Here is a 10392-nt window from a genome sequence, read left to right as displayed (position 1 = left end):
TTCCTGGCCGAGAAGACGGTCAAGAACTACGTGTCCAACCTGCTGAGCAAGCTCGACATGCAGCGCCGCACCCAGGCCGCCGCGCTCGCCGCCCGTCTCAAGGCCGGTCGCCAGGACTGAGCGGGCGCCACAGGTGATCAGTCGGCCCAGGTAATCAGTCGGCCCAGGTAATCAGCCGGGTAATCATCGGTGCCGGAGTGTCCCAGGACACCGGCCCAGCCCCAGCGATACGGGCATATGCCCTATGTCGCTTATGTCCATGGCGTATCGATGCCAGAGCGGGCAGGTGGTTGCCAGGTGTCTCGTCACTGCGCGGACGTTCTCAGGACCGATCTCGCCTCGGCGGCGCGGCGGCTTGCGGTGGCCGCCCTCGTCGTCTCGCTGGCGGGTCTCGCCGTCGCGGAGGCGGCGGACGCGGCCTCCGCACCGCTGCGCCGCAAACCGCACGCGGCCGGAGCCGCCGCGAAAGCCAACAAGGCCAAGGCGAAGGCGAAGGCGCGGGCCAGGCCCCGCCCCGGCCCGCGCGGTTATCAGGCGGTCGAGGGCTCGCGGAGCGGCGCCATGCAGTACAAGTCGGGCTCCGGCAGCAACATCCAGAACCTCAACGGTGTCAACACGCCTTCGCTACTGAGCGGCCCGCAGTCGACCGCGGTGACGTCCGCCGGGCGCATCACCAGTCAGGGCGCGTACTGCGCCCCCGGCAGCCGCTCGTGCGACATCTCGCAGAACATGAGGTGACCGCATATGAGGTGACCGGCGCTCAGATGTGGTGGCGCCGCCACCTCTGGTCGGCCGCCGCCCAGGCGGCGTCCCATTCGCGGTAGCGCCTGCGGTCCAGCCGGTGGCGTGCGAGTGCGAAGCAGGCCCCGGCCAGGGCCGCGGCCGCCGCCATGACACCGAAGGCGGCCAGTCCCGCCCGGGTCACCGTCTCGGCCCGCCGCGGCGGCGGCGCGGCCGGACTGCCCGCGGCGTCCACCCACAGCCGCGCGTTCGCCTGGCCGTTCCGCAGGAGAAGGGCCGCCGGGACCACGCCCTCCCGGACCTCGCCGCCCGGCAGCGTCCACCGCGCCAGACTCGCCCCCAGCGTGCCGCGGCCGCCGGCCGAGCCGACGGACACCTCCTGGATCAGTGTGGCCTCGACCAGCTGGCGCGCCCCCGGCCCGACCCGTTCGGCCGCCAGGCCGCCGTCGTACACCGTTCGGGCGGCCAGCGCCGCGGGCCACACGGCGAGCAGGACGGCGGCCACCGCCGCCGCGGCGAGCGCCGCCTCGACCCGGTCGGTGCGGCGCCGCAGTGGGTTGCGGTCGGGCCGGTAGCGGCGTAGCCGCGACACGACCCAGCGGGCGATCGATTTCATGACGCACCTCCTGTCGGCCACAGGAGGTCCCACTTCCCCCGGCGCACCCGCCCACGCCCTCTCACTCGAGCACTCTTATTCGAGGACCTCGGAGGGGGCGCGGCGGACGCTCTCGCTCTCGTCGATGACGAACCCCAGCCGCATGATCATCTGCGGGGGCTCGTCCGAGCACAGGTGCCTGCGGATGAACTCCCGCAGCTCCGGCATCTCCAGTGCCTGGGTGTGGAAGGCGACGCTCAGCCCGTACGCGGAGGCGTGGAGCAGCATCCGCTGCAGCGCCTCGCCCGCGTGCAGCCAGTCCTCCCGGGAGTCGCCGGCGGTGCTGAGCAGGGCCACGAGGCCCGTTGAGGCGGACACCCGCTCGTCCGGCGCCATCCCCCACTCGTGCCCCCGGGCGTAGTCCCGCTGGGCGAAGTGCTGGGGGTAGGTACGCCGGGGATCGGTCGGATAGCCCGCCGCGGGCACCCCGTCGCGGCGTGAGCTGCCGGGCGGCCGGGCCCAGCGCATGAGTTCGAGGACGAACAACCGGTTCTGCGACTGCACGTCCTGGGCGGCGCCGGTGAGCGCGGCAAGCACCCGCGCGGAGGCGTCCGACCTGATCGGCGTCACATGGCCGCCCTCGGCCGTCGCCTCCGCCACGAGCGCGTCGATCAGGCGGTCCGGCACCGGCAGAGCCGTGAACCCGGACCGGTGGGTCCGGCGGCGTTCGATCTCGCCGTGCAGCAGCCGGACGTGCTCGCCCGGCTCCTGCCCCGGCCGCACGCGTACGGTGGCGAGCAACAGCGGCCGCTCCGGGTCGGGGATGCGTCGCACCTCGGGCTCGTAGCCGAGCGCGAGCAGCGTGATCCGCACGTTGAACAGCGCGGCGCCACAACTGATCATCAGCTGCCGGCCCGTGGGGTCGGAGACCCGCAGCTTCCTGTCGGGGTCGGCGCGCAGGGAGATCTCGTCGCCGGAGACACCGAACGACCAGGGCTGGGTGTTGTGGATCGAGGGGGCCCACAGCGCCGCCTCCACCGCGGCCTTCGCCGCCTGCGCGATCTCTTCCGTCCGAGTTTTCACGATCTTCTCCCCAGGGCGCTCGGTCACAGCAACGGCGGGGCGATGAGCAGGTCGTCCACGAGGAAGGCGACATCGGCATCCACCTCGACGACGCCCTCGACCCGGCGTACGGCGTGCAGCAGCGGCTTGATGTCCGACCTGCGGGGCACCTGTCCCTTGATCGTCACCACGCCGCCCGAGACGGTGACCCGAAGGTCGTCGGGGCCTGAGTTCAGCCGAGCGGTGATCTCCTCGATGTCGGCCAGGATGCCCTCCGCCGGACGGACGAACACGCGCAGCAGGTCGCCCTGATGAACCGTCCCCACGATCCGGCCGGTCATGGTGTCGATCACAGGCAGCTGCTTGATGCGGTTGCGGTGCATCAGCCGGGCCGCGTCCCGTACGGATGTGCCGCCGGTGACCGTGATCGCGGGACGCGTCATGATCTGGCCGGCCTTCGTGCCCGACGCCTTGCGGCGCTCCTCACGCCTGCGGGGGCCGTCGAAGGCGCCCTCGCCCGGGTCGATCTCCTTCAGGAGGATGTCGTCCTCCGACACCACCCCGACCGGGCGCCGGTCGGCGTCGACCACCGTGACCGCGCCCACCTTGAACCGCTGCATGGTGGTGACAAGGTCGGCGAACGACGCGTCCATCGGCACCGCGATGGCGACCCTGCCCATGACATCCTTCACCTTCGCCGTCATGACGACGCCTCCCATCTCCTCACTGCCAGCGTGCCTCGCGGCGTCTTTCCAGGTCAGCGGTGAAGGTCCTGACCACCCGGGACTTTCGGCCACCCGTCGCGCCGTCCGGACAGGGCAGGGCCAAGGGCCCCGCCGGCAGGGACGTCCGTCCCTTCGCAGCCGCTCCGTACGGCGATGCGATGGAAGGGGGAACGGAAGACGGCCCGGAAGGAGCGGATCATGCACATGAAGGTGCGGGACGTCATGACCAGCGAGGTCGCCTCCGTCAACGGCAGCACGCCGTTCAGGGACGTGGCCGAGGTGCTCATCGCACACGAGGTCAGCGCGGTGCCCGTCGTCGACGGCGAGGGCCACGTCGTCGGCGTGGTCTCCGAGGCCGACCTGCTGCGCAAGGAGGAGTTCCGCGAGCAGTTCTACCGCGAGGGCTACCGGCCGCCGCTCCGCGCCCGCCTGCGCGAGGCCGTGGGACACGGCGCCGGCAGGAGCCAGGAGCGAGCGCGTGGGGTGACCGCCGCCGAACTCATGTCCGCCCCCGCGGTCACCACTCGTCCGTACACGAGCGTGGTCAGCGCCGCGCGCCTGATGAATCGGCACGGGGTCAAACGCCTGCCCGTCGTGGACGACGAGGGCGTGCTCGTGGGCATCATCAGCCGCCACGACCTGCTCAAGGTCCTCGCCCGCGCGGACGCCGACATCGCCCGTGAGGTACGCGAGGACATCATCGGCAACTGCCTGTGGGCCGATCTGTCGGGCGTCGAGGTGTCGGTGTCGGAAGGCGTCGTGACGCTCACCGGCGCCCTGGAGCGCCGCTCGCAGTCGCGGGTGCTCACGCGGATGGTCGAGCGGACCAACGGCGTGATCGGCGTCGTCGACCGTCTGGAGTGGAAGGAGGACGACGTCGGCCCCTGGGAAGAGGCCTGATCGCCCCAAGGCGGTGGCGCAGAAAGTCGAACCCAGCCCGGCCGTGCGTCTACCGCGTGATCGCCTTCGTTCGCGTAGTGACGCCTTCGATTCGGCCGTTGTGGTGCGGCAAGGTCACGTCGCAGGGATTGTTCGACCGGGGCGGCTTCAGGCGTCGAGATACCCTGCCGCTTGGGTGAGGAAGAGGTCGGCGTAGCGGCCGTGGGTACGCATGAGATCGGCGTGTGTGCCGTGCTCGATGACGCGGCCGGAATCGAGGACGTAGATGCGGTCGGCGCTGCGGACGCTGGAGAAGCGGTGAGAGATGAGCAGGACGGTGCGGTCGGCGAAGAGATGACGGATGCGGGCAAAGAGGTCGGCTTCGGCTTGCGGGTCCAAGGCGGCGGTGGGCTCGTCGAGGATGACGAAGGGGGCATCGCGGTAGAAGGCGCGGGCGATGGCGAGTTTCTGCCATTGGCCGCCGGAAAGGTCAGTGCCATCGGTGAATTCGCGGCCGAGGACGGTGTGGTAGCCGTCGGGGAGGCTCTCCAATAGGGTGGCGACGCCGGCGAAATCGGCGGCGTGTCTGATCCGGCTGTCGTGGGGTTGGTCGTCGACGCGACCGAAAGCGATGTTGTCGTGGGCGGTGAGCTTGTAGCGGACGAAGTCCTGGAACACCACGGCGCAGCCGTGACGCAGTTGGTGCAGGTCGGTGACAGAGTGGCCGTCGCGGATCAGTTTCCCGCCAGTGGGCGCGTACAGGCCGGCGAGAAGCTTCGCAAGAGTGGTCTTCCCGGACCCGTTGGCTCCGACGAGGGCGATGATCTCGCCTTGGTGAAGTGAGATGTCGACGCCGTAGAGCGTGGGGCGGTCGGCGCCGGGGTACGTGAAGGTCAGGTCGCGCGCACATAGCGTCCTGAATGGGCGCACGGGCTCGGCGGGTCCGGGGAGCGGCTCGACGGCTGCGGCTGTGAAGTTGTGCAGGTCTTTGAGGAAGTACAGCGACTGGCCCACGTCGTTCAGCATCTGACTGGCCATTCCCATGCGGCTCGACAGCAACCAGAGCCCGGCCAGGCCTGTGGTGGCGGCGGCCAGGGACACCATGCCGGCGTCTACCAACGCCCAGACGGAGGCGATGACACCGACGATCAGGGCGCTGGACAAGAGTTTGGCGCGGATCTCGCGTCCCGCATGAGTGCGGATCAGGCGGGCCATGCCGTTCAGCTCTTGGGCGTATTCGCTGTCCCATCGGGTGTGGAGGGTGGCGCCGAGGTTCAGGGCCCGGATCTCCTTGGCCTCGTCCCGGCAAGTGAGCAACTGCTCCAAGTACTGGCGGCGGCGGTGGTTCTCGGCCAGGGAGTGGTTCATGGCGTACACGGCGTTGCGTCGATCCTTGGCGGCCTTGAACAGCGGCAACGCGCTGAGGGCCGCCAGGGGGAGTAACCACCAGGCGATGGTGACGAACACGCCCGCTATGGCCAGCACGGTCAGCGCCGCCTGCAGCATCGCGATCAGCATCATGACCACCGTGGCCGGCTTGCGCCGCGAGGCGTGTACCGCGCGCTGTAACCGGTCGTGGAAGTCCGGATCTTCGAATTCCAACAGCTCGGTGTGGGCGGCGGTGCGTAACACCAGTGAGATGACGTGCCGGTCCACCCGATCGGTGAGGATCTGCTGCCGCATCCCACTGAGCGTCTGCAGGATGGCACCCGCCGCGCCGAAAGCGACCAGCACCATCAACCCGGACACCAACCTCCATGGGTCGGCTCCGGCGCCGCCCCCGTCGGCGAGGCTCATCACGTCGTCCACCATGCCCCGCAACAACAGCAACGCACCGGCCAGCCCGACCGCGGTGGTCAGTTGCAGCCCCACCACGATGAGGACACCACGCCGGTCCGCCGCCCAGGACACGCGTACGGCGTGTACCGCCGCCCCGCACATGTCGCGGACGGTGAGCCTGGGTGTCATCGGGTCCACCGCTCGATCCAGTCGCGGTGCTCGATGCTGAGGAACGCGGTGTGTTCGGCGTAGTAGAACGCGTGGCCCGCGCCGGGGAGGAGGAGTAGGCGGGCGGTGCCGCCGTTGGCAACGATGGCTCTGTAGAGTTCGACGGACTGTTCGGGGGCGGTGGCGGGGTTGGTGTCGTTGGTGCCGTGGGCCAGTAGCACCGGCCGATCCAGCTTGTGGGCGAACTCGATGGCGCTGAAAGCACGGTAGATGTCCGGGGCCTGCCACAAGTGGCGTTTCTCGTGTTGCCAGCCGGTCGGGGTGAGGGTGCGGTTGTAGCAGCCGCTGTGCACGATCGCTCCCCGCAGCTCAGGGACATGCGCGAGGGCATACAGGGCGAGGGTGGCGCCGAAGCTGTGCCCGCCCACCAGCATCGGACCATCCACGGTGGCCATCGCGGCACGCACCGTGTCGATGATCTGCGGGTGAAGGTATTCCACCGTCGCGTCGGCCGGCCAATGCAGCGGCAATTCCAGGCTCGCGACCGCGTGTCCGGTATCCAGCAGGGGAGGCACCGTTGCCTGCTCTCCAGGGCGGGCGTCACGCAGCCACAACACCGCTGCCAACCTGCCCGGGTGGTGCGTGAGCGTGGCCTGGTGGTACCCGTTATCGATACTGATCCCCGGTGGGTGGGTGGGCTCGGAAACCGGTGTCCCCTCCCACGGCGCCGGCTCACGCGGAGCCTCCGCGACCGGACGGGGCGAGCCCGAGCCGCCCACCGATACAGTCAGGCTGGACCAGGACAGCCCGCTGTCGGAGACGGGGTCGTCCTCGGCGTACTCCAGGTACAGTTCGCCGCTCAGATCGGCCAGGCGCCGTACCACTAGTGGGTCGGTCAGTACGATCGCCTGGCCTGTAACCGGATCCAGCGCTGCGGGCCGGGCAGCGATGAGAGCGGCGAGTTCCGGCAGGGTGGGCAGGAACTTCACGTACATCGGACCCGTCGCCTCCAACGCCACGGGAGTCCCGTGTGCCGGTGCAGTCCTCGCCGGAGGGGGCGACGGGAGGAGCAGTACGAGGCGGTCGCCTACCCAGGCGAAGGGGGGCCGTGCGTGGGAGGTTGCGGCCCGGATCTGGTCGAACACTGTGACAGTCTGTGCGGCGTAGTCGGCCACCCACGGGTGGGCACGCCGACCCCGCACCACCAGCCCTGCGACGAGGGGCCTTTCGGGGTGCCAGGCAAGTTGTGCGGGCAGCACATCGGTGAGAGGCAGGGCCCAACCCGGTGACGTGTTGTGCGTGTGGATCTCGATACGGGTCGGCCTTGCCCGGTCTACTGCGAGCCCGGCCAGGTCCGGGTCCACCCGCAGTTCTCGCCAGTGCGTAACGGCGGGATTCGCCTGCGAGATCGAGGGTTTACCTGGGGCGGTCAGCCGCGCCCACGCGCCGTTCGGTGACTTCTCCCTCCAACTGTCAAGCATGTGCAGTAACCACGATCGAGTTGATCAAAGCCTTGACCGAGCCGATTCCAGAGACCGGTTCCCCGACGGGTTCACCGGCGGCGTCGAGGCCCTGCGCGCAGGGCACACCCATATCCGCCATCACTCCGGGCGCTGCGTCATCGGGTCCGAGCACGGTTTCGGCGACCGCGTCGCGGCGGGCCGGCTCCATACCTGCCACAAGCTTCTTGAGCGCCCGGCAAGAGGGGCATGACGCGGAAGTGTAAAGCTGTACGCCGTACACGGCATCGGTGCGTTCCACGATCTGTTTTTCCTTTGCTGCTTCGATCTCGTGGGCACGGTGGTCCAGCGCGAAGACCACACCCGTCATCAGGGCGGTTGCCGCTACCGCGCACGCGGCGCGCAACGCCGTCTCGGCGCCGGGGCCCATCAGTAGAGCGATGACCGCCAGCAGCGCGCCAACGGCGTTCAAGAGGACGTGGGTGCGACCTACCGAGGCCAGCCGCGCCAGCCCGAAGCAGGCGCACTTCTGGCCACGCAGCGCTTGGGCTACGCCGGTCAGCGCCAGGTACGCCACCAGGCCACCAACCGCGGCAAGGCGGCCAGGCACCACGATGAGCAGCACCGCGCCGACCAGCTCCGCGACGGCGATCAGCCGCGGGCCGTGAGGCATCGCCAGGGGCCCGCTGCGGATCGGCCAGGAAAGTTTCTCGGCCGGTGCCGCCAGCTTCGCCACACCGGAGGCGACAAGGGGCCCGGCCAGGACCGCCACCAGCAGATCAGCCAGCATCGCTCAGCACCACCCAGCCGGCCGCTATCAGAAGCTGGGCCAAGTGCCCTTCCGGTACGCCGCCGGCCAGCAGTTCATCGATCGCCAAGGTCTGCGGCTCATCGCACTCGGCGATCGCCAGATTCACGCCATTCACTAGGACCGCGCCGCCGTAAGGCAATTTAGTCAGAGTGACCTGGGGCGCCAGTTTCACCGTGCTCATGCTTGACCTCGCATCCAGTGGTCGGTCCACACCAACCGCAGCAGAGCCAGGGCGTGCTCGCTCATCCGCCGAGGGTCGCGCAGTGCTGCGGCGACCCGCCCGGCCTCGATCAGGCCTTCCTTCACCAGAGGGGAATCAGCGATGGACGCCGCCAGCTTGTCCCGCTGTGCGTACAGGTGTTCCGCGGCGGCCAGGCGCAGCCAGTAACCGGGCGCCGCGCGGCGTACGCCGGTGACGCCGTGCGCATCGATCGCCTGCCGCAGCGGCAGGTTGTTCCGAAACGCGCCTCGCTCGATCCGGCCGATGTCGTCGGATGAAAGGGCGGCCACCGCGGCGAGGACCTGCGGGTCGAGGGCCGGCAGCACCGCGCCGGCTCCCCCGCGCTCGGCCAAAGCGGCGTCGGCCCTGCCCAACACCGGCGGGAGGGACTTAAGGTGTTCTTCCCACAGCGGGAGGCGCAACTGTCGCGCGATGTCGTATTCCTCCCGGCCTGCCTCGGTCAGCCCAGGCACCACGCTCATTTCCGGCGGCACCGATGGCGGCTGAGCACCGGGCTGCTGCTCCTCTGATGGGCCCTTCGCACCGGCCATAGGCGCATACACCGTCTGTACTTCCAGGAGCTTGCGCGCCTCGGCCAATGTGGGCAGGGTGCCGGCCACGTGGAACGGCTCGCATTCGAGGAGCTTCTCGTCGCTGATATCCGCTTCAGGCAAACGGATCGAGACCAGATCCTCCAGCAGCGCCCCGCTTGCCAACGGCAGCTCCGCCGCCGCGGACAACGCCGCTAAAAGGCGACGGCGCACCTCCACCTCCGGCATCGGAGGTCGCGGCACCCCGGAGTCGATGGGGTGATGGTCCAGCAACTCCGAGACATCAATCGGTACCCGTCTCAATTCCAGGCCGGGTATCTCGGGCACCGGCAAGTGTGCGAAGGCCACGCCCAGATCCGCGTGCACAAGTACCGGCCGCTTACCCGCCTGGTACGCCGCCACTGCCAGGAACGCCGAGGAAAGTCCACCGCTGTAGGCGATCCCGAACGCACCATCCGGTAGCCCCGCACCGACCGCGTGGATCAGATCCCCCTCGGGCCTGGGCAATCGTGGTGCTTTCCGCCCCACCCGCACCCCAGCGGCGTCCACCCGCACCGCCGTGCCGACCGTCAGTCGTTGCACCCCGGGCACACCCAGCGCGTCGTCCGGCGCCGGTACGTTGCCGTGTACCAGGGCGACCAGATCCCACGCCTCCGGACCGGGAGCCGCGGCGCCACCGGTGAAAGCGGCCAGATCCTCGCTCCACTCCAACCCCGAAGGATCGATCCGGTAATACACAGGCAGCGTCGACGGCAGCTCCAGCGCCAATTCAAACAAATCTTTCGAATTGGCGATTCTCAGCCCGGGGACCATCGTTCCCGGACCACTCGACCGCACCCCCCGCTTGGTTATCTCGACTCGATTCATGCCCGATACACCTCTAGATATGTCTCCTTGACTGGAAGAGATGTACTCACCACTTCACCGTCACACTCCACCCACGCGTAGAACCCTGCCGGTGGCGTCGTCGGCACCGTTTCCCGGCCCAGGTGGAACGAAGCCGGGAAACCCAACCTGCGCAGCCCTGCCGTCATATACAGCGCGTCCTCCACAGGATCCAGGAATCCAACGCTGGTGCGCTGCTCCACCCGCAACGAGGCCACGACGTCGCCGACCCGCCGGGCCAAGCGGTCCGGTATCACCTGCGGCCACGACTCGATCCTGTACGCCCCCACGCCATCCCGTATCGACTCCAGAAAATCACGCGCTTCCATCGCCGCCGCCCTCACCATTACTGAAACCCTTTCCCTTTTCATGTCCGGTTTTGAAGTCGCAGCGCGGGCAGCCCGATCCTTCCCGGGTGGGCAACATCAGTGTGCGATTCATCTCGATTGCGCCGGGTCGGGGGGGGGGGTGCGGGGGGGTCTGGGGGGAGGGCGAGAGCAGCACGATCACACCCAA

General features: G+C 69.2%; 12 protein-coding genes. 3 read left to right on the top strand and 9 right to left on the bottom strand.

Going from position 1 to position 10392, the window contains the following annotated elements; all coding sequences use genetic code 11:
* Together AB0O28_RS39620 and AB0O28_RS39615 are read left to right on the top strand one after the other, a co-directional pair.
* A partial coding sequence (locus AB0O28_RS39620) for a LuxR C-terminal-related transcriptional regulator (protein WP_363648162.1) occupies positions 1-120 on the top strand: 120 nt, incomplete at its 5' end.
* A gap of 177 nt (positions 121-297) precedes the next feature.
* The gene (locus tag AB0O28_RS39615; protein WP_363648160.1) at positions 298-738 is read left to right on the top strand and encodes a hypothetical protein; all 441 of its coding nucleotides are present in this window, start codon (positions 298-300) and stop codon (positions 736-738) included.
* A 22-nt stretch (positions 739-760) separates the two neighbouring features.
* On the opposite strand, the gene AB0O28_RS39610 is transcribed toward AB0O28_RS39615, so the two are convergent.
* The 3 genes from AB0O28_RS39610 to AB0O28_RS39600 all read right to left on the bottom strand — a co-directional run bounded on the left by AB0O28_RS39610 (position 761) and on the right by AB0O28_RS39600 (position 3102).
* A complete protein-coding gene (locus AB0O28_RS39610; protein ID WP_363648158.1) occupies positions 761-1357 on the bottom strand; it encodes a hypothetical protein in 597 nt (198 codons plus the stop codon).
* Between the two features lie 75 nt (positions 1358-1432).
* The gene (locus AB0O28_RS39605; RefSeq protein ID WP_363648156.1) at positions 1433-2419 is read right to left on the bottom strand and encodes a nitroreductase family protein; all 987 of its coding nucleotides are present in this window, start codon (positions 2417-2419) and stop codon (positions 1433-1435) included.
* 23 nt (positions 2420-2442) lie between these two features.
* Positions 2443-3102: a CBS domain-containing protein gene (locus AB0O28_RS39600; protein WP_363648154.1), complete on the bottom strand. Its 660-nt coding sequence runs from the start codon at positions 3100-3102 to the stop codon at positions 2443-2445.
* A gap of 219 nt (positions 3103-3321) precedes the next feature.
* Between AB0O28_RS39600 and AB0O28_RS39595 the strand changes: the two genes are divergently transcribed.
* Positions 3322-4023, top strand: coding sequence for a CBS domain-containing protein (locus AB0O28_RS39595; protein ID WP_363648152.1), 702 nt, complete (start codon positions 3322-3324; stop codon positions 4021-4023).
* Positions 4024-4170: 147 nt separating this feature from the next.
* Here the strand turns inward: AB0O28_RS39595 and AB0O28_RS39590 are convergent, their stop codons facing one another.
* From AB0O28_RS39590 to AB0O28_RS39565, 6 genes are all read right to left on the bottom strand, one after another.
* Positions 4171-5970, bottom strand: coding sequence for an ABC transporter ATP-binding protein (locus AB0O28_RS39590; RefSeq protein ID WP_363648150.1), 1800 nt, complete (start codon positions 5968-5970; stop codon positions 4171-4173).
* On the bottom strand, positions 5967-6944 hold the full coding sequence (locus AB0O28_RS39585; protein WP_363648148.1) for a prolyl oligopeptidase family serine peptidase: 978 nt from the start codon (positions 6942-6944) through the stop codon (positions 5967-5969). Before AB0O28_RS39585 ends, AB0O28_RS39590 begins: the two co-directional genes overlap by 4 nt.
* Before the next feature lie 478 nt (positions 6945-7422).
* Positions 7423-8199 carry a hypothetical protein gene (locus AB0O28_RS39580; RefSeq protein ID WP_363648147.1) on the bottom strand — a complete coding sequence of 259 codons (777 nt, stop codon included), beginning with the start codon at positions 8197-8199 and terminating at the stop codon, positions 7423-7425.
* Positions 8189-8401: an actinodefensin-associated protein B gene (gene adfB / locus AB0O28_RS39575; protein ID WP_363648145.1), complete on the bottom strand. Its 213-nt coding sequence runs from the start codon at positions 8399-8401 to the stop codon at positions 8189-8191. The genes AB0O28_RS39580 and adfB overlap by 11 nt, the downstream gene beginning before the upstream one ends.
* Positions 8398-9858, bottom strand: a complete 1461-nt coding sequence (locus AB0O28_RS39570) for a hypothetical protein (RefSeq protein WP_363648143.1) — start codon at positions 9856-9858, stop codon at positions 8398-8400. The genes adfB and AB0O28_RS39570 overlap by 4 nt, the downstream gene beginning before the upstream one ends.
* A complete protein-coding gene (locus AB0O28_RS39565) occupies positions 9855-10247 on the bottom strand; it encodes a lasso peptide biosynthesis protein (protein WP_363648141.1) in 393 nt (130 codons plus the stop codon). The genes AB0O28_RS39570 and AB0O28_RS39565 overlap by 4 nt, the downstream gene beginning before the upstream one ends.
* Between the last annotated feature and the right edge of the window lie 145 nt (positions 10248-10392).

The sequence above is a fragment of the Microbispora sp. NPDC088329 genome, from assembly GCF_040685655.1.
GTDB lineage: Bacteria > Actinomycetota > Actinomycetes > Streptosporangiales > Streptosporangiaceae > Microbispora.
Note: the sequence above shows the minus strand (reverse complement) of the source record. Positions and strands in the feature narration are given on the sequence as shown.

What these genes read in the sequence shown, in the direction of transcription:
- AB0O28_RS39610 (WP_363648158.1), bottom strand. Translation starts at nt 1,357, where the DNA reads ATGAAATCGATCGCCCGCTGGGTCGTGTCGCGGCTACGCCGCTACCGG.
- AB0O28_RS39600 (WP_363648154.1), bottom strand. Translation starts at nt 3,102, where the DNA reads ATGACGGCGAAGGTGAAGGATGTCATGGGCAGGGTCGCCATCGCGGTG.
- AB0O28_RS39595 (WP_363648152.1), top strand. Translation starts at nt 3,322, where the DNA reads ATGCACATGAAGGTGCGGGACGTCATGACCAGCGAGGTCGCCTCCGTC.
- AB0O28_RS39590 (WP_363648150.1), bottom strand. Translation starts at nt 5,970, where the DNA reads ATGACACCCAGGCTCACCGTCCGCGACATGTGCGGGGCGGCGGTACAC.
- AB0O28_RS39585 (WP_363648148.1), bottom strand. Translation starts at nt 6,944, where the DNA reads ATGTACGTGAAGTTCCTGCCCACCCTGCCGGAACTCGCCGCTCTCATC.
- AB0O28_RS39580 (WP_363648147.1), bottom strand. Translation starts at nt 8,199, where the DNA reads ATGCTGGCTGATCTGCTGGTGGCGGTCCTGGCCGGGCCCCTTGTCGCC.
- adfB (WP_363648145.1), bottom strand. Translation starts at nt 8,401, where the DNA reads ATGAGCACGGTGAAACTGGCGCCCCAGGTCACTCTGACTAAATTGCCT.
- AB0O28_RS39570 (WP_363648143.1), bottom strand. Translation starts at nt 9,858, where the DNA reads ATGAATCGAGTCGAGATAACCAAGCGGGGGGTGCGGTCGAGTGGTCCG.
- AB0O28_RS39565 (WP_363648141.1), bottom strand. Translation starts at nt 10,247, where the DNA reads ATGAAAAGGGAAAGGGTTTCAGTAATGGTGAGGGCGGCGGCGATGGAA.